The sequence below is a fragment of the Brevibacterium aurantiacum genome (assembly GCF_900169065.1).
GTDB classification, from domain to species: domain Bacteria; phylum Actinomycetota; class Actinomycetes; order Actinomycetales; family Brevibacteriaceae; genus Brevibacterium; species Brevibacterium aurantiacum.
Genome location: NZ_FXZB01000017.1, coordinates 24,288 through 48,902, shown reverse-complemented (window position 1 = coordinate 48,902; position 24,615 = coordinate 24,288). Strand labels below are relative to the sequence as shown.

Below are 24,615 nucleotides of genomic sequence, written 5' to 3'. Positions count from 1 at the left end.
TGAAAGCACAACACCTGAGATCTCCGATGAGTATTCTGTCCGTTTCGGCACTGCTGGCGGCTCTCGTCGCAGTACCTGTCCCTGCGCATGCCGGGCTCACACCTGCCGAGCCCACGCAATCGCCCTCGACCTCGCCCTCGACGCAGCCAGAGGCGGACGAGGAGTCCGCGATCTCCGATGTGGTGCTGCAGGTCGGGGCGGATGAGAGCTCTCGCAACCTGTCATGGATGAGCGAGAACTCCGGTGACGGCGAGGTCCGCTGGGCTAAAACCTCGGAGCTTGAGGGCTCGGCTCTGCCCGAGGATGCCCATAGCGCCGAGACCAGCGACTCGGGCCTGTCGACCGATCTCAAGCGCCACTACAATCATGCGAGCATGACCGGTCTGGAGCCGGACACCGAATACTCCTACCAGGTCGGCAGCGAAGAGGATGGCTACTCAGCCGTGGCGCAGTTCGACACGGGTGGTTCCGGCGGCGACAGCGAATTCCTTGTCTTCGGTGACCCGCAGGTCGGGGCCGGCGGCGGGCAGCCCGATGACGCGACTGGTTGGGACAGGACCTTGAACTCGGGGCTGGAGACCGCGCAGGATCCGCGGTTCTTCTTCTCACTGGGCGATCAGGTGAACTCAGCAGGTGACCAGGGGCAGTACGAGCAGTACCTGGCTCCGGAGGCGACTCAGGAAGTTCCGCAGGCGACGACGATCGGCAACCATGATGTCGCTTCGAAGTCCTATGAGCAGCACTTCAACCGCCCGAACGTGAGCAGCGACCACGGTGAAGGCGGACTCGTTGCGTCCGGCGGTGACTACTGGTTCATCGATTCGGGGGTTCTGTTCATCAATATCAACTCGAATGACTCCGACACCGACGAGCATGCGGAGTTCATCGATGAGGTCGTGGCCGAGCACGGGGACGAGGCGCGCTGGACGGTCCTCGGGTTCCACCATTCCATCTATTCGACCGCGACCCACAACAGCGACCTCGACGTGAAGCGGCTGCGTGAGGCGATTCCACCGGTGGCTGCGCGCAACGACATCGATCTCGTGGTGTCCGGTCACGACCACATCTACAACCGGACCTTCCTCATGGATGCCGAAGGCAAGAAGGTCGAGTCTTCCGATGCCGGTCTCGAGCAGGAGAAGGAGGAAGGGCAGACGATGTACCTGACTCTGACCTCGTCCTCGGGATCGAAATTCTACGACTATGTTCCGGGTCTGGATTGGGAGGCCAAGAGCGTCCACAACGACATCCCCGCCTTCACCCGAGCGCGGGTCAGCGACGAAGCGCTGCGCGCGACGACCTACGAGGTCCCAGCAGAAGGCGCGCAGCAGGCTGAAGCACAGGCGGCGTCCGAGCAGATCGACGATGTCGAGATCACCCGCTCCGGCGATGACGCACCCGAGCCGGGAACCGACGCCGGAGCAGACGCTGACGCAGAAGACGCTGCAGCAAGCTCCGACGGTTCCTCGGCAGACGCCGACAGTGCTTCGGCGGACGCGGATGGTGCTTCAGCCGAAGCGGACAGCGTGTCAGCTGAAGCCGACGGCGCGTCACCGGAGGCCGACGGCACTGATTCAAGCGACGGCTCGAACAGTGCGGATGCGGGCACCAGCTCGGACGGAGCTGAGTCCGACTCGGACTCGGACTCGGAACGTGCCGATTCTGACGCTGCGACTGCCGGCACGACTGACAACGACGGCACGACTGAGGCTGAAGGTGCGACTGACAACGACGGCACAACCGAATCCGACGGCGCAGACGCGAACGCCGCCTCCGCTGCCCCCGCCGACTCCGGCACAACCTCGGCGAACTCAGATTCAGCTGCGGACGGCGGCGATCTGCCGCGCACCGGTACTCAGCTCGGACTGCCGATCGGCCTCGGTGCGGGCGCAGTCATCATCGGGGCCGTGCTGCTGCTCGTGTCCAAACGTCGCCGCAGCCTGCGCTGACGCAGCCGGCGCTGAGCCACTCTGCGCTGACGCGCTCGGCTCAGCTCGGAACGACCATGACCGGGCCATCGGCATGATGGAGGACTCCGCGTGACACCGAACCCAGAAGTGCACTTCTGACTGCTCCTCGCCCGCGAGTGCCGAGGACGGTCAGCTGTGCGGTCTTCGTGGCCTCGAGGAGTTCCTCGACAGGGTCGCCGATGGGCACCTCGGCACTCACCGGCAGATCGGGGAACTGCTGGGCCACTGCCGCGACTTCGGCCTCGAGCGCTGTCTCGAGTTGCTTCTTCCTCCGTCCGGAGACCTCGGCGCTCAGTTCCAGTTCGGGGTACCAGTAGAGCCACTCGTCTCCGGCTGGGAGGACGGAGACGATGTCGAGGGCGGCACTTCGCGAGTTGGCCACCTCGGCGGCGGTGAACATCGCCAGACGCCCGGCGTCTGAGCCGTCGACTGCGACGACCACGCGAGCACCGTCCGGCTCCGTGCGGTGGTCCGGGACGACGATCGTCGGGCAGTGGGAATGGGCGGGCAGTGCCGTAGACACCGAGCCGAGAATTCGGCCCATGAATCCGCCTCGGCCCCTGGCTCCCACGACCACGGTCCGGGCGTGGGCGCTCAGGTCCCTCAGCACACCGGCCGCGTCGCCCTGATCTGCCCGGTAGGAGACCTTGCCCGCATGGTCTCGCAGGAGTCCGGCTGCCTCGCCGAGGCGCTTCTCGACCGCCCGAAGTGCCGCTTCCTCCTCGTTCTCCTCCGGCATGGAGGCGATGTTCGGATAGATCATCGCGGGAACGGTATACGCGGCGACGACGGTGAGAGGGGCTTTGCGACGCGTGGCCTCGGCTGCACCGTATTCGAGGGCGCGCGCGGCGAGTTCGGAGCCGTCGTAGCCGACGAGGATTCCGAGGTTGGTCGATGTCTGGTCAGCGGAGCGGTTCTCGGCAGTCATGGCAGACCTCCCGTGGGGGCCGACTGTACCCGGACGAGGACGATGGCCCCCGTCATCAGAACCGTCCTCGTGGACTCAGTCTACCAAGGTTCTTCTACGGAGTGTAGAAAAATCTTCAGATCGCGAAGCCCATATGAGCCAGAGCGTAGCGGAGGATGTGCTCCTGGCCGTGGCACATCTCGCCGACGATGTCGGAGCGCAGAGTCTCCTCCGGTGTCAGCCAATCGAGACTCAGCGCATCCGCACGAGGGGTGCACTCGCCGCGGACTTCGAGGATGAAGCACATCGAGATCGCATGTTGGCGGGGGTCGTGGAGGAGCGACGATCCTTCGGTGGGAAAGTACTCGGCGATGTGGAACGGTGCGATCGCAGGCGGGATGACCGGCAGCGCCATCGGTCCGAGATCATTCTCCGCATGGCGCATCAGCGCCGAGCGGATGCTCTCGTGGAAGCGGATTCGCCCGCCGACGACCTCTCGCCCGAGCGTTCCGTCGTCCAGGCTGCGCAGCAGGAGGCCGATTCGCTCGACGTCTCCCGATTCGCCCACTCGCACGGGGATCGCATTGACATAGGGGATCGGCAGTCGCCGTCGCAGCTGGGCGAACTCGGCATCGTCGAACCAGTTCTCGTCGAAGTCCAGAGCAGTGCGCGTCATGGGTCAATTGTGGCACAGTTCACTGGCGGCCCAGCCTGGCAGGCGACAGTGACGCAGGTCACTGCTGTTGGTATTATCGGCAGCATGGTCTTCGCGAATGCAGGCGCCCTTGGGGTTCGACCCGGACAGCGTGACGCCCTGGTTGAGCATCTGACCGCGCGCAGCGATCATCTGTCTCGCGTCGGCTGTCTCAGCTACGAGGTCGGCGTCAATGATGAACAGCCCGACACCGTCTTCGTCGTCGAGCTGTGGGAGAGTGCCGAGGCGCATCGGGCCTCGCTGGAACTCCCTGAAGTGCAGGCCTCGATTGAGGCCGCCCGCCCCATGCTGTCGGGAGAGTTCGGTGGATTCCACTTCGACGTCGTCGGATCCCCACTCCGTGACTGAGCGTTCCACGACCGAGCGTTCCACAAGTTCTCCACGACTGAGTCCTCGCGCCGGAACTTCCTGGAATCACTGCCTTCCACCGCGACTGCCCGACCGAATTTCGGTAGGCGGGACTGGGTGGTGGGATCGAGGTTCCTTCGGGTAAAGTATCTTGATGTCGAGATAAAATTCTGACCAGACCGTGACAGAGAAGTGACGTAGCCTACAGTTGTGTCAGCCACTCTCAGACCTGAACGGTCAAGGACGTTTGAAGGGGTTAACCATGATCGATCATGAAGTCCGCACGTACAAGAGCTCAGAGAACCTGGCTCGTGAAGACCAACTCGCCTGGAAGATCGCCGAGGTCGCCTCAGACCCGACTCCAGTGGATTCAGAGGTCACCGAAATGGTGATCAACCGCGTCATCGACAACGCCTCGGTAGCCGCAGCCTCGGTGCGCCGCTCGGCCCCGCTGCACGCTCGGGAACAAGCACAGACCCACCCCTACTCACCCGGAGCCACGGTCTTCGGTCTGCCACTTGGTGAGCACTTCTCCCCGGAATGGGCAGCCTGGGCCAACGGAGTCGCCGTTCGCGAACTCGACTTCCATGACACCTTCCTCGCCGCCGAGTACTCACACCCCGGCGACAACATCCCACCTGTCCTCGCAGTCGCCCAGCACAAGGGCATCAGCGGTAAGGACCTCATCAACGGCATCGCCACCGGCTACGAGATCCAGGTCGACCTGGTCAAGGGAATGTGCCTGCACGAGCACAAGATCGACCACGTCGCCCACCTCGGCCCATCGGCAGCAGCCGGCATCGGCGCCATGCTCGGCCTCGACACCGAGGTCACCTTCCAGGCCATCCAGCAGGCCCTGCACGTGACCACCGCGACCCGCCAGTCCCGCAAGGGCGAGATCTCCTCGTGGAAGGCACACGCTCCCGCGTTCGCCGGCAAGATGGCCGTCGAGTCCGTCGACCGTGCCATGCGCGGCGAGGGTGCACCCAACCCGATCTACGAAGGTGAAGACGGCTTCATCGCCTGGATCCTCTCCGGCCCCGAGGCCCGCTACACCATCCCTCTGCCCGGTGCAGGCGAGGCCAAGCGCGCGATCCTCGACACCTACACCAAGGAGCACTCCGCCGAATACCAGGCGCAGGCGCTCATCGACCTCGCCCGCAAGCTCGGCGGCGAGATCGAGGACCTGACGAAGATCAAGCGCATCGTCATCCACACCTCGCACCACACGCACAACGTCATCGGCACCGGCGCGAACGATCCGCAGAAGATGGATCCCAAGGCCAGCCGCGAGACCCTTGATCACTCGATCATGTACATCTTCGCTGTGGCCATGGAGGATCAGGGCTGGCACCACGAGCACTCCTACGCTCCCGAGCGTGCCGGACGTCCCGAGACAGTCAAGCTGTGGCACAAGATCGAGACCACCGAAGACAAGGAATGGACTCGCCGCTACCACTCGACCGATCCCAACGAGAAGGCCTTCGGTGGCCGCGTGGAGATCGAATTCGAAGACGGCTCGACCCTGGTCGATGAGATCGCCGTGGCCGACGCGCACCCCTTCGGTGCCCGTCCCTTCGCCCGTGCGAACTACATCGAGAAGTTCAAGACCCTGTCCGAAGGCATCCTCACCGGTGCCGAGCAGACTCGCTTCATCGACCTGGCCGAGAACCTCGAGAACCTCGACGCCAAGGGCGTGGCCGAACTCAGCTTCACCGTTGACGGCCTCGAGCACACCGGCTCGAAGGGCATCTTCTGATGTTGGGGGCAACCACAACGCCGGCTGAGCGCCGCGCGAAGTTCCGTGAGCTCCTCGCCGGTGACCAGATCGTCCAGTTCCCCGGAGCCATCAATCCGATCAACGCTCAGATCATCGAGCAGACCGGATTCGAGGGCGTCTACATCTCCGGAGGTGCCTTCTCCGCGGCCATGGGCCTGCCCGACATCGGTCTCACCACCCTCACCGAGGTGGCCGATCACGGACGCAACATCGCCCGGGTGACGAACCTGCCGACCTTCATCGACGCCGACACCGGCTGGGGTGAAGCCATGAACGTGGCCCGCACCATCCAGGAATTCGAAGACGCCGGAATTTCGGGGATGCACCTCGAAGACCAGGTCAACCCGAAGCGCTGCGGCCACCTCGACGGCAAAGAGGTTGTCACCGCTGCTGAGATGTCCAAGCGCATCAAGGCCGCCGTCAAGGGCCGTCGGGATGAGAACTTCGTCATCAGTGCCCGCACCGACTCCCGCGCAGGCGAAGGTCTGGACGCGGCGATCGACCGCGCGAAGGCCTACGTCGACGCCGGAGCGGACCTGATCTTCCCCGAAGCCATGCGGGACCTCGGCGAATTCGAGAAATTCGCCAGCAGCGTGGATGTTCCGATTCTGGCGAACATGACAGAATTCGGAAAGAGCGAACTGTTCACGACCGAGCAGTTGGCGAACGTCGGAGTCAAAGTCGTGATCTACCCGGTCACAACTCTGCGTCTCGCCATGGGTGCGATCAAATCGGGCCTGCAGACCATTCGCGACCAGGGCACACAGGTGGACCTGCTCGAGGGAATGCAGACCCGTGCGGACCTGTACGACACGATCGACTACGCTGCGTACAACGATTTTGACGCGGCCGTATTCAACTTTTCACAGGAGGGTCACCAGTGACCGAAGAAATCAAGAAGGGCCTCGCCGGCGTCGTCGTCGACACCACGGCCGTTTCGAAGGTAGTCCAGGAAACGAACTCGCTCACCTACCGCGGCTACCCCGTGCAGGAGCTCGCAGCCAACTGCAGCTTCGAGGAAGTCGCCTATCTGATCTGGAACAGCGAACTGCCGACCAAGGCTCAGCTCGAGGAATTCCAGGCCCGCGAGCGTGGGCAGCGCGGAATCGACGACAAGCTCGTCCAGCTCATCCTCGATCTGCCCAAGGACTGCCACCCGATGCACGTGGTGCAGACCGCGGTGTCCTACCTCGGCGCCGTCGATCCTGATGCTGATGTCGAAGGCGAAGAGGCCAACCTGGCCAAGGCTGAGCGTCTCTACGCACAGCTGCCGACGATCGTGGCCATCGACCACCGTCGCCGCCACGGCCTCGACCCGGTCGCGCCGACGAAGGACCTCGGCTACGCCGCGAACTTCTTCAAGATGGTCTTCGACGAGGTTCCCGACGAGGCGGTCGTGCGCTGCTTCGACATCTCGATGATCCTCTACGCGGAGCACTCGTTCAACGCCTCGACGTTCACCACCCGCGTCATCACCTCGACGACGGCTGACCTGTACTCGGCAGTCGCCGGCGGCGTCGGCGCCCTCAAGGGACCCCTCCACGGCGGTGCCAATGAGGCCGTCATGGCGATGCTCGAAGAGGTCGGCACTGCCGACAAGGCATCGGCGTGGATCGACGATGCGTTGGCGAAGAAGGCCAAGATCATGGGCTTCGGACACCGTGTCTACAAGAACGGCGACTCGCGCGTGCCCACCATGCGCAAGGCCTTCGAGAACATGGTCGAGGCCAAGGGCGCAACCGATCTCCTCGATCTCTACAACGCCTTCGAAGAGGACTTCGTGGGTCGTAAGGGCATCTACCCGAACCTCGACTACCCGTCAGGCCCGGCTTACCACCTGATGGGCTTCGACACCGATCAGTTCACACCGATCTTCGTCATGGCCCGCATCACCGGCTGGACCGCTCACATCATGGAACAGCAGGCCAACAACGCTCTGATCCGTCCGCTGAGCGCCTACGACGGTCACGAGCAGCGCGAAGTTCCCGCAGACCGGGGCTGAGAAGCTCACGCTGAAAGGCTGTGCACATGACCGTTGACGGCACATACCGTCCGGTCGATCTCGAGGGTTTCGACTTCACCGTCACCGGTGGAGTCGGAACCCTCGTCATCGATCGGCCCGAAAAACGCAATGCCATCTCCCGCCCGATGTGGCGGGCACTGCCGGACATCATCGCCGGTGTCGACGCCGATGACTCGATCGGTGCACTCGTGATCACGGGTGCCGCCGGGCACTTCTCCGCCGGCTCCGACATCGCCGATCTCAATGTTCCCCTCGATGATTTCTGGGAGCTCAATTCCACCGCCGAGGCGGCTGTGGCCAACTCGCGCACCACGACGATCGCGGCCATCACCGGCAACTGCGTCGGTGGAGGGACCGAGATCGCGGCGGCCTGCGACATCCGCATCGCCGCCCCCGGTTCGATCTTCGGGGTCACGGCTGCGAAGCTCGGGCTCGTCTACCCTCCCGGTCCGACTCGGCGTCTGGCGAGCGTTCTCGGTGACGCCTGGGCCAGGTATCTGCTGGTCACCGCATCGATCGTGAAGTTCGACCAGATGCGCGAACTCGGCTTCTTCCACGAAGTCTCCGAGGCTCCGCTGGCGTCGGCACAGACGATGGGGGAGAAGATCGTCGGTCTCTCACGACTGTCCCAGCTGGGATCCAAAGCAGTCCTGTGCGGGGAGCTGACGGAGAGCGCCACGGCCGATTCCGCCTTCAACCCACCGCAGTGGCTCGATGAGGCCTACCAGGCAGAGATCGCCCGCGGACAGGAGGCGTTCTTCGCCAAGCGCCCGCCCGAGTTCGGCTTCCGGGGCACGGACTGGGTCGAGGAATGAATTCTGAGGTTAAACTGATCGAATGCGCCTAGCAGTCCTCGATATCGGGTCCAACAGCGTCCACCTCCTCGTGGTCGACGCTCATGTCGGAGCCCCTCCCTTGCCCGCGACCTCCCACAAAGAGGTCCTGCGCCTCGCCGAGTACCTCGGCGACGACGGCATGATCGACGCGGCCGGTCAGGAGCGACTGCACAACTTCATCGCCGAGGCGGTGGAGATCGCCGAGGACCAAGGATCGGAGCAGATCCTGGCGTTCGCCACCTCGGCGGTCAGGGATGCACCGAATGGTGCCGAGCTCATCGACTCCATCAACGCTCAGCTCGGGGTCACCCTCAACGTGATGTCGGGCAAGGACGAAGCACGGGTGACGTTCCTGGCCGTCAGGCGCTGGTTCGGCTGGTCGGCGGGGAAGATCCTGCTGCTCGACATCGGCGGCGGCTCCCTCGAGATCGCGGCTGGGCAGGACGAATACCCGGAAGCCGCCGTGTCGGTGCCGTTGGGGGCCGGTCGGACCTATTCCGACTTCATCCCGGATCCGCTGCCCAGTGCCGAGGACATCCACAGCCTCCAGAAGTACGCCCGGTCTCAGATCGGCCGTATCGCCGGCAAGATCAACCGCGTGGGCACAGCCGACCAGGTGGTGGGCTCGTCGAAGACATTCCGCTCCCTGGCCCGGATCGCCGGTGCGGCACCCAGCGGTGACGGCATCTACGCCCCACGCAAACTCTTCCGCCGAGACCTCGCCGGGATCATCGAAACCCTGTCTTCGCGGACCCCCGAAGAACGCGCGACGCTGCCCGGAGTCTCCCAGGCTCGTGCCGGCCAGGTCCTCGCCGGAGCCATCGTCGCCGACGCCGCCTTCGCCATCTTCGACGTCAATGTGATGAGCATCTCCCCGTGGGCGCTGCGTGAAGGCATCATCATGCGCAAACTCGACCTTCTGGACTCGGCAGAGACCTCCTCGGCGATGCGGGTCGAGCTGGTCTGAGGCCTTTCGCAATCGGTCTGAGCCCTTTCGCAATTGTGCGGTGTGTTTCGCTTCTGCGCATTGCCTGTTAGATTTTTCCTAACTGCCGCGCACGGACCACCAGTTGGGACTGGTGCGCAATAATGGTGGGAACGCACACGCTCTGAGAAGGAAAAGAACTGTCAATGCGAAATGGCGAGCTGTCCCCATCGTTCCGCGATGAAGCCCTGCACACCCTGGAGAACACCAGCCCGGACGATCCGCTCGACGTCTTCGTCGTCGGCGGAGGCGTCACCGGAGCAGGTTCCGCCTTCGATGCGGCCACCCGCGGGCTGAAGGTCGGTGTCGTCGATGCCAAGGACTGGGCTTCCGGCACCTCGTCACGGTCCTCGAAGCTCATGCACGGCGGACTGCGCTACCTGGAGATGCTCGACTTCAAGCTTGTGGCCGAGGCGCTGAAGGAACGCGACCTGCTGCTCCAGCACACAGCGCCCCACCTCGTCGAACCTGTTGCCTTCGTCTTCCCCTTCGAACACCGGCTCATCGACAGGGCATTCATCGGTTCCGGCGTTCTGCTCTATGACACGATGGCCACCCGTCCCGGACGCAAACGTGCCGTGCCGATGCACCGCCACCTGGGAAAGAAGGCACTCACCGCCCATTTCCCCGGCCTGGCCGACGATGCAGCGGTCGGTGCACTCGAATACTATGATGCGAAGGTCGACGACGCCCGTTTCGTCATGACGCTCATCCGCTCTGCTGTGGGCTACGGCGCCGCCGCGGCCAATCACGTCTCCGTCATCGACTACCTCCACGACGGGGACCGGGTCTCCGGAGTCCGTGCCCGTGATGAGATGACCGGCCGAGAATTCGACATCCACGCCCGCCGCACCATCCTTGCCGGGGGAGTCTGGACCGAGGAGCAGCAGGACCTGGCCAAGGCCGACGCCGGCCTCCAGGTGCTCGCCTCCAAAGGTGTGCACATCACGGTCGAGCAGGACAAGATCAAGGCAGACCCGAACACGGGCATCATCTCGAAGACGGAGAAGTCCGTGCTCTTCGTGATCCCGTGGGAGGGCTACTGGGTCATCGGCACCACGGACACCCCGTGGGACCAGGATGTCGACGCACCGGTGGCGAACTCTGATGACATCGACTACCTGCTCAAGCATGCGAACGCGATCCTGACCGAGAAGCTGAGCCGCAACGACGTCATCGGCGTCTACTCCGGTCTCCGACCTCTGCTCCAGCCCGTGGTCAAGGAAGGTCAGGCCTCGACGAAGGTCTCCCGTGAACACACGGTGATGGAGATCGAGCCCGCTCTGGCAGCGATTGCCGGCGGCAAGTTCACCACGTATCGCGTCATGGCAGAAGACGCCGTCGATTTCGTCCTCGGCGATGACGCGAAGGACCGCCGCTCCCTGACCGAATCGATCCCGCTGCTGGGTGCTCAGGGCGTCGGCGCCGTGCGCCGCGGCCAGTCCGGCATCGCCGAGAAGCACGGGTGGGACGAAGACCGGGTCAGGCGACTCATCCGCCGCTACGGCACCCTGCTCGAAGACATCCTCGACCTTATCGACGAGGATCCCGAACTCGGTCGCCCGCTGCCCGGTGCCGAAAGCTATCTGCGCGCCGAGGCACACTATGCGGCGACCTCGGAAGGTGCCGTCCACCTCGGCGACATCCTCGAACGACGGATGCGGCTGAACTATGAGGTCAGGGACCGAGGCAAGTACGCCGCCGAGGCGGTTGCGGCGATCGTCGCCCCGATCCTCGGGTGGGACGACGAACGGGAAGCGAAGGAGATCGCTGACTTCAACGCTCACGTCGACGCACAGATCGCCGCTGAATCCACCCACGACGATGCCGCGGCTGCGGCACTCGTCGAGGAAACACTCAAACCGTAAATCCGCTAAGCAGGACAAACATAGGAGTTTGTGAGATATGGGTACTATTTTCCTTTATGAGATCGGCGGAACGGCGATGCTCATACTGCTCGGCGTCGGCGTCGTCGCCAACGTGGTGCTGGGCAAGACCAAGGGCAACGGGGGAGGCTGGCTCCTCATCTCGTTCGGCTGGGGCCTCGCGGTCTTCGCCGGTGTCTTCGTCGCCTTCAAGACAGGTGCGCACCTCAACCCGGCCGTGACCATCGGCATCTTGTCCAGTGGAGCCGAGGAATACGCTCCCGGCATCGCCGTGAACTTCGGCAACACCATCGCCTACCTCGCGGCCGAGATGATCGGTGCCATGATCGGTGCCTTCCTCGCCTGGGCCGTGTACAAGAAGCACTACGACGAGGAGAAGGAAGCCGGCAACATCCTCGGCACCTTCTCCACCGGTCCTGAGATCCGCAGCTACGGCTGGAACTTCGTCACCGAGGTCATCGCCACCTTCGTCCTCGTGTTCGTCATCCTCCTCTTCGGCGGAACCCCACACGAGCTCGGACCCCTGGCAGTCGGCCTCCTCGTCGTCGCCATCGGTGCCTCACTGGGCGGACCCACAGGCTATGCGATCAACCCGGCCCGTGACCTCGGGCCCCGCATCGTCCACGCCCTGCTGCCGATCCCGAACAAGGGCAGCTCGGACTGGTCGTACTCGTGGGTCCCGATCGCCGGACCTCTGGTCGGCGCCATCATCGCCGGACTGCTCTCCCGGGCCTTCATCTGAGCAGGTGGGGCGAGCCCATCAGACCCTCGTCTGAGTCACCAGCAATCCACAGCACCACCTCGACATAGGAGTCAGTATGAGTCAGGAAAAGTTCATCCTCGCCGTCGACCAGGGCACCACCTCGTCGCGGGCCATCGTCTTCAATCACTCAGGGCAGATCGTGTCCTCGGGTCAGCTCGAGCACGAGCAGATCTTCCCTCGGGCAGGCTGGGTCGAACACGACCCGATGGAGATCATCAGGAACACGAACGAGGCGATCGGTCAGGCCCTGACCCGCGCCGACATCAACCGCCACCAGCTCGAGGGCGTCGGCATCACGAATCAGCGTGAGACCACGGTGATCTGGAACAAGAACACCGGCAAGCCGGTCTACAACGCGATCGTCTGGCAGGACACCAGAACACAGAAGATCTGCGACGAACTCGCCGGAGACGAAGGTCCCGACAAGTACAAGGACCGGGTCGGTCTGCCCCTGGCCACCTACTTCGCCGGGCCGAAGGCCAAGTGGGTCTTCGACAACGTCGAGGGCGTCAAAGAGTCCGCTGAAGCCGGAGACCTGCTCTTCGGCACCATGGACACCTGGGTGCTCTGGAACCTCACCGGCGGCGTCAACGGCGGAGTCCACGTCACCGACGTCACGAATGCGTCCAGGACGATGCTGATGAACGTTAAGACCCTGGACTGGAACGAGGAGATCGCCGGTGAGATGGGCATCCCCGTCTCGATGCTCCCGGAGATCAAATCCTGCTCCGAGGTCTATGGGTACGGTGCGAAGAACGGCCTCATCATCGACACCCCGATCTGCGGCATCCTCGGTGACCAGCAGGCGGCGACCTTCGGTCAGGCATGCTTCGAGAAGGGCCAGGCCAAGAACACCTACGGCACCGGCAACTTCATGCTCATCAACACCGGCAACGAGCCTGTGGCCAGCAAGAACGGTCTGTTGACGACGGTGGCCTACAAGATCGGCGACGCCGAGGCTGTCTACGCCCTCGAAGGTTCCATCGCCGTCACGGGGTCCCTCGTGCAGTGGCTGCGTGACAACCTCGGAATCATTGCCGATGCTCCCGAGGTTGAGACGCTGGCGAAACAGGTCGAGGACAACGGCGGCTGCTACATCGTGCCGGCCTTCTCCGGCCTCTTCGCCCCACACTGGGAGTCCGATGCCCGCGGCGTGATCGTGGGTCTGACCCGCTACGTCAACAAGAACCACATCGCCCGTGCGGCTCTCGAATCGGTTGCATTCCAATCCCGCGAGGTCCTCGACGCCATGGACCTCGACTCGGGTGTCGCACTCACCGAGCTCAAGGTCGACGGCGGCATGGTCGCCAACGAAACGCTCATGCAGTTCCAGGCCGACCTCCTCGGCGTGCCCGTCATCCGCCCCGAGGTCGTCGAGACCACGGCCCTGGGCGCGGCCTATGCGGCGGGCATCGCCGTGAAGTTCTGGAACGGCGAGGACGACGTGAAGGCCAACTGGCGCGAGGGCAAGCGCTGGGAGCCGTCCATGGACAAGGACAAGGTCGATCGCGTCTACCGACTGTGGAACAAGGCCGTCGACAAGTCGAAGACCTGGGTCGACGAGGACGTCGAAGAACTCTACGGCTGACCTTCGGTCGAGGTCGATACTCGCCGAGGTGGCCCTCAGCCGAGTTCGACCGTGAACATGCGCTCTGGCACCGCTGGAGACACCCCGTCGAAGACGTGGGTGATCTCCGTGCGGTGCCAGCCGTGTTTGGCATAGAAGCGCATCGCCCGCTCATTGCCTTCGGCGACCATGAGATAGGCACGGGTGAAGCCCTGCCCACGCAGCTCGTCTTCCAACGCGTGGAGGAGGACGGCGCCGACGCCGGTGCCGAAGGCGTCGGGATGCAGATTGATCGACGCCAGCTGCCCGAGACCCGAGACATCGGGAAGCGAAGCGAGCACCTCGGGGCTATCCCTGGGCGGGCACACCCCGCCGAACCCGAGGATGCGCTCCGTCGCGGCCGAGTCTTCGACTGGCTCCAGCGCCACCAGCGTCGACATCGGATTCGACTCCTCGCCGAGGTTTCTCGCCCAGCCGGCGGTCTGGCGGTCGATGTTCAGGGAGTCGAGAATCTCATCAGCCATGATGCCGCGATAGGCGGCCGTCCACGCAGCGATGTGGACGTCGGCGATCTGGGCGGCATCAGCGACGCGGGCCCGGCGAACTCGAAAATCAGCCATTGATCCAGCTTAACGATTTCACGGCTTATGCTTTCTGAGGGAATATGGAATCTTCGGGGACTAAACTGGATGGAATGAGCAGTGTGAATCGGTCGAAGTCATCACGGAAGGTCTATACCGCGAAGAATTCAGCGCGGTCCAATTTCCGACGCCACCGTGAGTACTTCGACAAGCACGAGGTCTACGACCACGACACTCAGCACAGTTCCGAACACACGATCCGGATCGGTCTCTCCAGCTCCTCGGTCTCGCCGATGACCGTGGCCGAGACCTTCGCTCAGGCCGCCAAGCACGGCTATGACGGCGTCGAGATCATGGTCACCCACAATGCCGAGACCCGCGACGTCGACCTCATCAACGGTCTGGCCGCAGAGACGGGCCTCGAGGTCATGTCCCTGCACGCACCGACGCTGCTGTTCCTGCCCCGCGTCCTGCACAAGGACCACTGGGAGAAGCTGCGCATCACCGCGAACCTGGCCAAGGCGGTCGGTGCGAAGACCGTGGTCCTGCACCCGCCTTTCCGCTGGCAGGGGGAGTACGCACTGGGCTTCGTCGAGGGTGTTCGCCAGGTGTCGGAGGAGACCGGAGTCGTCCTCGCCGTCGAGAACATGTACCCCTGGCGCGCAGGCGTGCGCGAGATCCTCGTCTACTATCCCGACTGGAACCCTCTCGACGAGGACTATGACGCTCTCACCTTCGACTTCTCCCACGCCTCGACGGCCGGAATGAACGCGCTCGAGACCGTCTCAGAGATCTTCGACAAGCTCCGTCACGTCCACCTCACCGACGGCTCCGGATCCCTCAAGGACGAGCACCTGATCCCAGGCGCAGGCACCATGCCTGTGGCCGAGACGCTGCAGTACCTGGCCAAACACGACTGGTCCGGCGACATCGTCGTCGAAGTCAACACTCGCTTCGTGGCGAAGAAGTCCACGCGAGAGCAGATGCTCGCAGACTCGCTCGCCTTCGCGCGCGAGCATCTCGGGCTCGCATCTGAGGCCAGCCACCGCAATGCCTCCAGTCATGTCCGCACGAGCGAGGTCCGCACAAATGGAAACGCCGCGCGCGAGAACCCCGCGAGCGAGATTCGTGCGAACGACGGCCAGCCGAACTCCTGAACGCACCACACGCACCACAAAAACGTGAACAACAGAAAGGCAGGTCTGATTTGACCTCCATCGCCTCCATCGGCACCGGAAACATGGGTACGGCACTGCTCAAGGGAATCCTCAGCGCCGACGAGAAGCTCGACGTTCGAGCGACGACGAATTCGGCCGCCTCGGCGAAACGACTTGCCGCGGAACTCCCCAATGCCACGGTCACCTCCGTCGAGGACGATGCCGAGGCCAACCGGAAGGCGGCCGAAGGCGCTGACTTCGTCTTTCTCGGCGTCAAGCCGTGGATGATGGCCGAGACCGTCCGCGACCTGGCCCCGAGCCTGAACGCCGACTCGGTCCTCGTCTCGATGGCCGCCGGTGTCGCCATGGCCGATCTGGCCACCCTGGCACCGCAGAACCCGATCGTGCGGATCATGCCCAACACCCCTAGTTCCATCGGGCACGGCGTCATCGCACTTGCTCCCTCCGCCGAGGTGGACGACACCATCGTGGACACACTGCGGACGCTGCTGTCGGGAGCCGGACTCGTCGTGGCCTTGGACGAATCCGAGATCCCCGCGATGACAGGGATCTCAGGCTCCGGTGTGGCCTACTTCTTCCTCCTGGCCGAGACCATGATCGCCGCTGGTGTGAAGATGGGGCTGAGCGAGGAGACCGCCAAACAGATGGTCGTGGCCACCGCGGACGGAGCAGGACGCCTCCTGACCGAGAAGCCGGACCCGAGCGCGCAGCGTCAGGCTGTCTCCAGTAAGGGCGGCACCACACTCGCAGGCCTGCAGACCTTCATCGATGCGGGACTCTTCGACACCACCGAGGCGGCAGTACAGGCTGCCGGCAACCGTTCCCTGGAGATGGAGAAGGAGAACTCCGAGGTCATCAACGGCTGAGTGTTCGAGCCAACCCGGCGGCCCAGACCATCGCCGCCGGGATCAGGGGAGCGCCCCAGCTGACCTGGCGATGGACACCGCCTCGTGCCGGGTGCCGGCAGAGAGCTTGACCATGGCCGTGTTCAGGTAGGACTTCACAGTCGACTCCCGCAGCCCCAGCCCCTCGGCGATCCTGGCATTCGACCATCCCAGCGCCACATGCGAGAGGATGTCGGTCTCCCTGGGGGAGAGGCTGATGGTCGGTGTCGGGTTCGGAAACAGCTCCGAATTGTGGCCTGAGAGGATATCGGCCAGTCGGTTCTCCACCGCAGTCAGACGCTGCCGCATTTCGTTCTCGTCGACACCCGAGCGAATCGAACGCAGCTCCGCATAGGTCCGGCGCAGCGCTTCACGGCTCGAGGACTCGAGATCGGAGTACAGGCGCTCTGGTTCGACCGGTACCTCGGCCGGTCGGGCCTGGCCGAGCCGCCCCAGGTCCACCGACAGCTGCCTGACTCGTTTGACGAGGTCACTCGTCTGCGGTGCCGCAGAGTTGTAGTTCTTGCGGTGACCGCAGTAGATCATGCCCGTGACATCGCCGCCGCGCAGAGTCGGGACAGCGATGAGAACCTGGATCCCCTCGCCGAGGACCTCCTCGTCATAGTGATGAGTGATGAAGGGATCGAGCCCGTAATCCTTGGTCAGCTGGGGTGTACCCTCGGTGAGCGCACGGCCGCCGAGCCCCCGTCCTGTGCTGACGATGAGTGAGGCAAGGCGATCTTTGCTGCCCCCGGCAACTGCTTCGACGGCGACTTCGTCGTCCTCGACCGCTCCGCCGAAGACCACATCACCGGTCCCGCTGCGATGCAGAGAGTCGATGGCTTCAACGAAGAGTCGTCGAGTCTCGGCCTTCAGTGCCCGAGATTCTCTGGTTTTGGCATTCATGTGAACAAGCTACCAACTTTCGGTGGTATTCCCCAGCGCCAACTGACCGTTAGTTTAAAGCTGTGTGATTCAGACCACTGATGCTCGACGCACGTTTCGAATGGAGAAGCAATGACCGATCCCGTCAGTACTCGGGTCGATTTCCTCGTCGAAGAGGAGAATCCCGAATTCAAAGCACTCAAGCGCAAACGGTTCTCGGTGGTGATACCACTGTCGATCGGATTCATGGCGTGGTACTTCCTCTACGTCATCCTGAGCACCTACGCGCACGATTTCATGTCCACGAAGGTCATCGGTGAGATCAACCTCGGGCTGATCCTCGGACTCCTGCAGTTCGTGACGACCTTCGCGATCACGATGTTCTACGTCTCGTTCGCGAACAAGAAACTCGATCCGCCGGCCTCGGCGATCCGTGAACGCCTCCAGCAGCAGTCGGAAGGAACCACCCCATGAGCACAGTCGCCATAGGAGACCTCTTCGCTTCCAGTCTCGACAAAGTGTCCCAAGGCGTGACCGAGGTCGAGAACAACCCGGTTCTCAACATCACGATCTTCGCGGCTTTCGTCGCGGTGACGATGTTCATCGTCCTGCGAGCCAGCCGGAACAACAAGTCGGCCTCCGACTACTACGCGGGCGGCAGGTCCTTCACCGGCCCGCAGAACGGATTCGCGATCTCAGGTGACTACCTGTCTGCGGCCTCGTTCCTGGGCATCTGCGGCGCCATCGCGGTCAACGGCTACGACGGCTTCCTGTACTCGATCGGCTTCCTCGTCGCCTGGCTCGTCGCCCTGCTCATCGTCGCAGAGCTGATGCGCAACACGGGCAAGTTCACGATGGCCGACGTGCTGTCGTTCCGCCTCAAACAGCGCCCTGTGCGGATGGCGGCAGCCCTGTCGACCCTGGCGGTCTGCTTCTTCTATCTACTGGCCCAGATGGCCGGAGCCGGTGGCCTGGTGTCGCTGCTCATGGGCATCGACGGCAAGGTCGGCCAATCGCTGGTCGTCGCCGTGGTCGGTGCGCTCATGATCATCTACGTGCTCGTCGGCGGGATGAAGGGAACGACCTGGGTGCAGATCGTCAAAGCGGTGCTGCTCATCCTCGGTGCCTTCGCAATGACCATCTGGGTGCTCGCGCTCAACGGCTTCAACCTGTCGACGCTGCTCTCTTCAGCAGTCAACAATTCGGGCGTGGGCGAGGCCATCCTCGAACCGGGACAGAAGTACGGTGAGAATCCGCTCGACTTCATCTCCTTGGCGCTTGCGCTGGTCCTCGGCACCGCCGGTCTGCCCCACGTCCTGATGCGCTTCTACACGGTGCCTTCAGCGAAGGAGGCTCGTCGTTCGGTCGTCTGGGCGATCTGGCTCATCGGTGGGTTCTACCTGTTCACCCTCGTCCTCGGATACGGTGCGGCAGCACTTGTGGGTGCTGACGCGATCGAGAACGCACCCGGCGGAGTGAACTCGGCGGCACCGCTGCTGGCCCTTCACCTCGGCGGGCCCATTCTCATGGGCTTCATCTCGGCCGTGGCCTTTGCCACGATCCTGGCCGTGGTTGCTGGCCTCGCGATCACCGCAGCCGCGTCCTTCGCTCACGATATCTATGCGAGCGTCATCAAGAAGGGCAAGGTCGAAGACCCCGATGCCGAGGTCAAGATCGCGCGTCGCACCGTCATCGTCATCGGTGCTGTCGCGATCATCGGCGGCATCGGAGTGCAGGGACAGAACATTGCGTTCCTCGTGGCACTCGCCTTCGCCGTTGCGGCCAGTGCGAACCTGCCGACGATCGTCTACTCGCTGTTCTGGAAGCGCTTCACCACTCGCGGCGCCGTGTGGTCGATCTACGGCGGTCTGGGATCCGCGATTCTGCTGATCGCCTTCTCCCCGGTCGTCTCCGGTTCCGAAACCGCGATGATCCCGGGAGCAGACTTCGTGCTCTTCCCACTGTCGAACCCCGGAATCATCTCGATTCCCCTCGGCTTCATCCTCGGCTGGATCGCGTCGATCACCGATAAGACCGTTGAGAGCCCCGAGCTGGCAGCGGAGATGGACGTTCGTGCCCACACCGGATTCGGCGCCGAGGAGGCTGTCGAACACTGAGTGTGAGAAATGTTGCTCGTACGACGTGATGTTCGTGCGACATGATGCTGAGGGGGTGGCTGCGGCCGCCCCCTCAGTCGTGCGCGAGGGTTGGGCAAGTCTGTGGGGAATCACAGCCGAGCATATACACTGGGGGAGTTGTCGCGATCACCGCATCACCGTGGTTTTCAGTTCGCCGTACGACGGTGCTCGGTTTCCCTCAGCAGGGCATCTGCGCTGGTGATAACGGGTGATGTGAGGATATGCGGGCGTAGCTTAATGGTAGAGCCTCGGCTTCCCAAGCCGATGACGCGGGTTCGATTCCCGTCGCCCGCTCACATTGTGTCGTGGCTTTCGTCGTCGCTCTAGTCGTGGCTTTCGTCGTGGCTCTACGGATGTCTGGCGAAGCGACCGAGAAACTTCTGACCACGCTGTCCTGTGGCCATGTCAGTGCTGCCACATACTCTGTCATCAACGTCGTCGCCGGCCTCGCACAGATGCGATCGGACGCAGCCGCGACGAGTCGACGGAGAGAGTCTCAGTGAACAACAACGAACAGTTCTTTCGCGTGGCACGGCTGCATGCCGACCTCATGGCGGTCGATCGGGAGCTGCAGAAGATCGGGCGTGTTTCCAACGAGCAGGCAGCGATACGTGCGATCGCCCTCCACCTGCCGATTGACGACGCTGATGCGAAGGCCCTTGACGCTGCGGACGAGAAACTGGCCGAAGACAGAGCGGAACTGCTCAGGCGTCGCAGGGGACTGGTTGATCGATTGTGGCCGGACTTCCTCGATTTGGCCGACAGCGAGGTGGAACGGTTGGATGCGGAATGTGGGGCAGGCGGCTGGAACGACCTGCCCGCACGCTGCTTCGACACGCTGGAGACCGTGACGTTGTCCTTTGCTCAGCGGTTGGAGGACATGGTCGCTACCTGGAATCACGTGGGTTCGGTCCTGACCGAGTTTTCGCAGGGCCTGCCGGTCAACGACAGCACGCAGACGACTCCGCTCGGTGACTCACCAATCACACGGCTGGGACCGCGCGAGCAGGGCAGCTACGCCGGGGTCGTTATCAGAGGACGATCGATCGCGTTGGTCAGCAGACATGAGACTCTCGAATGGTTTCTGTCCGAACTGGAGTCCGAACTGACTGTGATGATGCAGAAAGCTCGTACTCGACTGCTTGCGGGTGATGACGATCCGACAGAAGTCGAAATGGAGGCTGCATGGTAGAAGCCGATCACGACACGCTGCAGTGACCCTCTACGCTGCAGAGTCCCCCTACGGGCAGTGTCCCTCTACGGTCGACCGGCGAAGCGTCCCAGCAGCTCCACATGGCCGGCGACGATGAGCAGATCCTGCTTGCCCACTCGAGTGGTGGGCTCGGCGTAGGTGAAGTCACGGCCGGGGCTCTTGATGCCCACGATCGTGACACCGTACTTGTCGCGCACGCCCGATTCGCTGAGCGTGAAGCCCTGGATCTCCCGCGGAGGCCGCATCTTCACCACGGCGAAGTGGCCTTCATCGAACTCGATGTACTCCATCATCCGTGAGCTCACCAGGTGCGCCACCCGTCGGCCTGCATCGGATTCGGGGTAGAGGACGTGGTGGGCGCCGATGCGGTGGAGGATCTTGCCGTGGGCGGGTGAGATGGCCTTCGCCCACACCTGACCCACGCCCAGATCCACGAGGTTGGCCGTCGTCAGCACGCTGTCCTCGATCGAGGTTCCGATCCCGACGACGGCGGTGGAGAAGTCACCGGCACCCACCTGGCGCAGGGCATCGATGTTCGTGGCATCGGCCTCGACGACGTGAGTGAGCTTTCCGCTCCAGTCCTTGACCAGTTCGGCGCTGTGTTCGATCGCCATGACCTCACGACCCAGCTTGGCCAGCGTGGCAGCGGTCGATGACCCGAAGCGTCCGAGTCCGATGACCAGGATTGAGGTGTGTTCGTTAGCCAACGACCGGCCTTTCTTCGGGATAGCGGTACAGGCGCACCGAGTCCTGCATGGACAGGGCTGCCGCCAGTGTAATCGTACCGAGACGGCCGATGAGCATGATCACGGACAGGCAGTACAGGCCTGCCTCATTGACGGTGGCCGAGACCCCGGAGCTCAGGCCCACGGTGCCGAACGCGGAGATCACCTCGAACAGCACCTTGTCCAAGGGTTCGGCGGAGATCTGAAGCATCGTCAGCGTGCCGATGAAGACGATGATGGCGCCCGTGAGCAGAACCGAGATCGCGAGTTTGATCGTCGAGGAAGTCAGGCGCCGTCCGAAGACATGCACGTCCTGCAGACCGCGAGCTTCGGTGTAGGCGGCCAGCACGAGCACGGCCACGGTCGTGACCTTGATGCCGCCCGCCGTCGATGAGGACCCGCCGCCGATGAACATCATGAGGTCCATGAGCAGGTGCGAGGACTGGCTCATGTCCGCGATCTCCATCGTCGAGAACCCTCCCGAACGCGGCATCACCGCCATGAACAGGACCTCGACGAAGGTGTGTCCGGCGTTCTTGTCACCCAGCGTGTCCGGGTTAGCCGACTCGAAGATGAGGAGGAACAGGAGACCGACGGCCAGAACCACGGTCGTCGTCGTCAGGGTCAGCTTCGTGTGCAGGTCCCACTTCTTGGGATGATTCCACTGCATCGCGATCATGAGCACGACAGGGAAGCCCAGAGCGCCGACGAAGACGCCGAGCATGAGCAGCGAGAGGATCCACGGATCAGAGGCGAAATAGGCTCCACCGCCCGGGTGGATCGTGAAGCCCGCATTGTTGAACGCCGAGATCGAGTAGAACACCGAGTACCAGAGGGCATCGCCGATGCTCTCACCGCGGATGAGGAACCGGGGGAACATCAGCACCGCGAGAATCGCCTCGGCGGTGACGATGGTGATGACGACGGTCTTGAGCAAGGTGCCGACCTGACCCAGATTGAGCGCCGAGGTGGCCTGTTGGGCGATGAGGCGCTGCCGAACTCCCAGCCGCCGGGAGACCGCCATGCCCAGCACCGAGGCGAGGGTGAGGATCCCCAGGCCACCGACCTGGATGCCGGCGGTGATGACCGAGATCCCGAAGTCTGACCAATAGTTCTCCGTGACCACAGGGGTCAGCCCCGTCACGCAGACCGAGGACACGGCCACGAAGATCGCATTGGCGATGTGCTGGGCCTCGGAGACAGACCCGGGGTCGCGCATGCTCGCCGGCAGCATCAGAAGGATCGCGAAGAATGCCACCACTGCGACGAACGAGCCGATCGCCAGTCGAGCCGGCGAGGCAACGGCGAGGTCGTCGACGAAGTCGCGGACCCACCGACCCGGGCGCAGGAGTCGGTCGAAGCGCTGTGGGGAATTCTTGGACACAGACTCTATGGTAGATCCCGCAGCCTGCGAATCTCCGTAGGTGAGCTGTGCCATATAGCATGGTGCTCATGGCCGATAGCGATGTGTATGTCGTCTGGGACGATGCGGTGACCGGATACAACTTCGGACCCAGCCATCCCATGCATCCCCTCAGACTCGATCTGACCGCGACGCTGGCCATGGACTTCGGCCTCTTCGACGCCGACAATGTCCACGTTCACGGCGTCAGCGACGTCGAAGAGGACACCCTGGCGAAGCTCCACGACGCCGACTTCATCGCCGCGGTGAAGCAGATCGGGGACGGAGCCGTGCTCAGCGACGAGGACGCGCGGAAATACGGGATCGGCACCGAGGACGTTCCCGGCTTCGAGAACATGCACGCCGCCTCGGCGATGCTGTTCCAGGGTTCGGTCGACTCCGCGCGGGCCATCATCTCCGGTGACTACTCCCACGCCGTGAACTTCACCGGCGGGATGCACCACGCGATGCCCGACCACGCCAGCGGGTTCTGCGTGTACAACGACATCGCCGGAGCCATCACCGAATTCCTGGGTGCGGGCTACGAGCGCATCGCCTACATCGACCTCGACGCCCACCACGGCGACGGTGTGGAGAAGTTCTTCTGGGACGATCCACGGGTGCTGACGATCTCCATGCACGAATCGGGGAAGTTCCTGTTCCCCGGCTCCGGCTTCCCGGCCGACATCGGCGGACTGCGCGCGGCCGCCTCGGCGGCGAACATCGCACTGCCCCCGCGCACCCTCGACGCGGACTGGCTGCGGGCCTTCGACGCCACCATCCCCGCGATCATCGACGGATTTCAGCCGCAGGTCATCATCTCCCAGCACGGCTGCGACGGACACCGCAGCGACCCGCTGACGCACATGCGCCTGAGCGTGGACGCGATGCGGGTGGCCACCGAGTGGGTGCGTGACCTGGCTGCTGAGCACACCGACGGAAAGTGGCTGGCCACCGGGGGAGGGGGCTACGCGATCATCGACGTGGTGCCCCGCGCCTGGACCAATGTGCTCGCGATCTCCGCGGGACTCGACATCGACCCCGGCACCCGCATTCCGGGCCGGTGGGCGCACTATGCGCAGACGAAGACCGGACGTGAGGCACCCCTGTCGATGACCGACGGCTACGACGGCTCATACAATCGCTGGTCGAACGGATTCGACCCCGAATCCGAGCTCGACCGCGCCGTGATGGGGACCCGGAAGAACCTGTTCCCATTCTTCGGACTCGACCCCTACTTCGACTGAGGCCCGCCTCCGCGCGGATCGTGCTATCGAGTGCTGTGGAACTGGACACAGTTTTGGGAAAGCAGAGGCCCAGGCGATAGAATCGTACGGTTAGTTCAATGGGTGGGCACCTGATGTTCACCTCCACCGACGATCACAAGGGGTACCCGCGTGGGCTCAGTCATCAAGAAGCGCCGCAAGCGTATGTCGAAGAAGAAGCACCGTAAGCAGCTTCGTAAGACACGTCACCAGCGTCGCAACAAGAAGTAAGACCGCGCAGGTCCTACGCCCCGTTCGAATCTGATTTCGGCGGGGTTTGTTGTCGCCCGAAGAGGAGTGTGCAGTGGTCACTTTGACCTTCCTGACACGCGCCGACTGCCACCTGTGCGAGACCGCCAGGAAGGCCATCGCCGAGGCGGTGGCTGGCAGAGACGTGAATGTGGACGAGATCGACATCGACTCCGATGACGATCTCTCCGGTCAATACGGTTGGGATGTCCCAGTCGTGTTGCTCAACGGTCGCCAGCACAGCTTCCATCGGGTCGATACGGACCGGCTGTCGAAGGCCCTTGCGGCCTTGGGCGCATGAGATCGATTGAAGGA

General features: G+C 63.5%; 24 protein-coding genes and 1 tRNA gene. 19 read left to right on the top strand and 6 right to left on the bottom strand.

All coding sequences use genetic code 11. The features are described from left to right. Positions 1-26 precede the first annotated feature (26 nt). Complete coding sequence (locus BAUR9175_RS12605; RefSeq protein ID WP_101583980.1) at positions 27-1,949, top strand: purple acid phosphatase family protein; 1,923 nt, start codon at positions 27-29, stop codon at positions 1,947-1,949. A gap of 40 nt (positions 1,950-1,989) precedes the next feature. Here the strand turns inward: BAUR9175_RS12605 and BAUR9175_RS12600 are convergent, their stop codons facing one another. Continuing rightward, a complete protein-coding gene (locus BAUR9175_RS12600) occupies positions 1,990-2,898 on the bottom strand; it encodes a universal stress protein (RefSeq protein ID WP_009884290.1) in 909 nt (302 codons plus the stop codon). Between the two features lie 115 nt (positions 2,899-3,013). After that, complete coding sequence (locus tag BAUR9175_RS12595; protein WP_009882948.1) at positions 3,014-3,553, bottom strand: DUF4916 domain-containing protein; 540 nt, start codon at positions 3,551-3,553, stop codon at positions 3,014-3,016. 84 nt (positions 3,554-3,637) lie between these two features. On the opposite strand from BAUR9175_RS12595, the gene BAUR9175_RS12590 reads away from it, so the two are divergent. The 9 genes from BAUR9175_RS12590 (at position 3,638) to glpK (ending at position 13,801) form a co-directional block, all read left to right on the top strand. After that, positions 3,638-3,940, top strand: a complete 303-nt coding sequence (locus BAUR9175_RS12590) for a putative quinol monooxygenase (protein WP_083248918.1) — start codon at positions 3,638-3,640, stop codon at positions 3,938-3,940. 262 nt (positions 3,941-4,202) lie between these two features. Beyond that, positions 4,203-5,699 (top strand): MmgE/PrpD family protein, encoded by a 1,497-nt coding sequence (locus tag BAUR9175_RS12585; RefSeq protein ID WP_009882946.1) that lies wholly within the window; start codon positions 4,203-4,205, stop codon positions 5,697-5,699. Continuing rightward, positions 5,699-6,604, top strand: a complete 906-nt coding sequence (prpB, locus tag BAUR9175_RS12580; protein ID WP_009882945.1) for a methylisocitrate lyase — start codon at positions 5,699-5,701, stop codon at positions 6,602-6,604. The genes BAUR9175_RS12585 and prpB overlap by 1 nt, the downstream gene beginning before the upstream one ends. After that, complete coding sequence (locus tag BAUR9175_RS12575; RefSeq protein WP_009882944.1) at positions 6,601-7,722, top strand: bifunctional 2-methylcitrate synthase/citrate synthase; 1,122 nt, start codon at positions 6,601-6,603, stop codon at positions 7,720-7,722. The genes prpB and BAUR9175_RS12575 overlap by 4 nt, the downstream gene beginning before the upstream one ends. 26 nt (positions 7,723-7,748) lie before the next feature. Continuing rightward, a complete protein-coding gene (locus BAUR9175_RS12570; RefSeq protein ID WP_009882943.1) occupies positions 7,749-8,558 on the top strand; it encodes an enoyl-CoA hydratase/isomerase family protein in 810 nt (269 codons plus the stop codon). 22 nt (positions 8,559-8,580) lie between these two features. Then, on the top strand, positions 8,581-9,546 hold the full coding sequence (locus BAUR9175_RS12565; RefSeq protein ID WP_009882942.1) for a Ppx/GppA phosphatase family protein: 966 nt from the start codon (positions 8,581-8,583) through the stop codon (positions 9,544-9,546). 164 nt (positions 9,547-9,710) lie between these two features. Beyond that, positions 9,711-11,432: a glycerol-3-phosphate dehydrogenase/oxidase gene (locus BAUR9175_RS12560; protein WP_009882941.1), complete on the top strand. Its 1,722-nt coding sequence runs from the start codon at positions 9,711-9,713 to the stop codon at positions 11,430-11,432. 37 nt (positions 11,433-11,469) lie between these two features. Continuing rightward, positions 11,470-12,192 carry an MIP/aquaporin family protein gene (locus BAUR9175_RS12555; protein WP_009882940.1) on the top strand — a complete coding sequence of 241 codons (723 nt, stop codon included), beginning with the start codon at positions 11,470-11,472 and terminating at the stop codon, positions 12,190-12,192. 76 nt (positions 12,193-12,268) lie between these two features. Continuing rightward, positions 12,269-13,801 carry a glycerol kinase GlpK gene (gene glpK, locus BAUR9175_RS12550; protein ID WP_009882939.1) on the top strand — a complete coding sequence of 511 codons (1,533 nt, stop codon included), beginning with the start codon at positions 12,269-12,271 and terminating at the stop codon, positions 13,799-13,801. Positions 13,802-13,836: 35 nt separating this feature from the next. On the opposite strand, the gene BAUR9175_RS12545 is transcribed toward glpK, so the two are convergent. Then, entirely contained in the window at positions 13,837-14,400 is a 564-nt protein-coding gene (locus tag BAUR9175_RS12545; protein WP_096158399.1) for a GNAT family N-acetyltransferase, read from the bottom strand. Positions 14,401-14,474: 74 nt separating this feature from the next. Here BAUR9175_RS12545 and BAUR9175_RS12540 point away from each other — a divergent pair, with 74 nt between their 5' ends. Both BAUR9175_RS12540 and proC read left to right on the top strand, forming a co-directional pair. Next, the gene (locus BAUR9175_RS12540) at positions 14,475-15,518 is read left to right on the top strand and encodes a sugar phosphate isomerase/epimerase family protein (RefSeq protein WP_035278627.1); all 1,044 of its coding nucleotides are present in this window, start codon (positions 14,475-14,477) and stop codon (positions 15,516-15,518) included. A 50-nt stretch (positions 15,519-15,568) separates the two neighbouring features. After that, the gene (proC, locus tag BAUR9175_RS12535) at positions 15,569-16,405 is read left to right on the top strand and encodes a pyrroline-5-carboxylate reductase (RefSeq protein WP_009882936.1); all 837 of its coding nucleotides are present in this window, start codon (positions 15,569-15,571) and stop codon (positions 16,403-16,405) included. Positions 16,406-16,447: 42 nt separating this feature from the next. Here the strand turns inward: proC and BAUR9175_RS12530 are convergent, their stop codons facing one another. Beyond that, a complete protein-coding gene (locus tag BAUR9175_RS12530) occupies positions 16,448-17,329 on the bottom strand; it encodes a helix-turn-helix transcriptional regulator (RefSeq protein WP_101583978.1) in 882 nt (293 codons plus the stop codon). Between the two features lie 111 nt (positions 17,330-17,440). On the opposite strand from BAUR9175_RS12530, the gene BAUR9175_RS12525 reads away from it, so the two are divergent. The 4 genes from BAUR9175_RS12525 (at position 17,441) to BAUR9175_RS12510 (ending at position 20,638) form a co-directional block, all read left to right on the top strand. Then, on the top strand, positions 17,441-17,782 hold the full coding sequence (locus BAUR9175_RS12525) for a DUF485 domain-containing protein (protein ID WP_101583976.1): 342 nt from the start codon (positions 17,441-17,443) through the stop codon (positions 17,780-17,782). After that, positions 17,779-19,425, top strand: a complete 1,647-nt coding sequence (locus BAUR9175_RS12520) for a monocarboxylic acid transporter (RefSeq protein ID WP_180959242.1) — start codon at positions 17,779-17,781, stop codon at positions 19,423-19,425. Before BAUR9175_RS12525 ends, BAUR9175_RS12520 begins: the two co-directional genes overlap by 4 nt. A 244-nt stretch (positions 19,426-19,669) precedes the next feature. Next, positions 19,670-19,740, top strand: a tRNA-Gly gene (locus BAUR9175_RS12515). Positions 19,741-19,945: 205 nt separating this feature from the next. Further along, the gene (locus BAUR9175_RS12510) at positions 19,946-20,638 is read left to right on the top strand and encodes a hypothetical protein (RefSeq protein ID WP_009882931.1); all 693 of its coding nucleotides are present in this window, start codon (positions 19,946-19,948) and stop codon (positions 20,636-20,638) included. A 65-nt stretch (positions 20,639-20,703) separates the two neighbouring features. Here the strand turns inward: BAUR9175_RS12510 and BAUR9175_RS12505 are convergent, their stop codons facing one another. Together BAUR9175_RS12505 and BAUR9175_RS12500 are read right to left on the bottom strand one after the other, a co-directional pair. Further along, complete coding sequence (locus BAUR9175_RS12505; RefSeq protein ID WP_009882930.1) at positions 20,704-21,366, bottom strand: potassium channel family protein; 663 nt, start codon at positions 21,364-21,366, stop codon at positions 20,704-20,706. Next, complete coding sequence (locus BAUR9175_RS12500; protein ID WP_029416952.1) at positions 21,359-22,768, bottom strand: TrkH family potassium uptake protein; 1,410 nt, start codon at positions 22,766-22,768, stop codon at positions 21,359-21,361. Before BAUR9175_RS12500 ends, BAUR9175_RS12505 begins: the two co-directional genes overlap by 8 nt. A 59-nt stretch (positions 22,769-22,827) precedes the next feature. On the opposite strand from BAUR9175_RS12500, the gene BAUR9175_RS12495 reads away from it, so the two are divergent. The 3 genes from BAUR9175_RS12495 (at position 22,828) to BAUR9175_RS12485 (ending at position 24,601) form a co-directional block, all read left to right on the top strand. Next, positions 22,828-24,033: an acetoin utilization protein AcuC gene (locus tag BAUR9175_RS12495; RefSeq protein WP_009882928.1), complete on the top strand. Its 1,206-nt coding sequence runs from the start codon at positions 22,828-22,830 to the stop codon at positions 24,031-24,033. Positions 24,034-24,183: 150 nt separating this feature from the next. After that, positions 24,184-24,282 (top strand): 30S ribosomal protein bS22, encoded by a 99-nt coding sequence (locus BAUR9175_RS12490; RefSeq protein ID WP_009882927.1) that lies wholly within the window; start codon positions 24,184-24,186, stop codon positions 24,280-24,282. 73 nt (positions 24,283-24,355) lie between these two features. Further along, the gene (locus BAUR9175_RS12485) at positions 24,356-24,601 is read left to right on the top strand and encodes a glutaredoxin family protein (RefSeq protein ID WP_009882925.1); all 246 of its coding nucleotides are present in this window, start codon (positions 24,356-24,358) and stop codon (positions 24,599-24,601) included. Positions 24,602-24,615 lie beyond the last annotated feature (14 nt).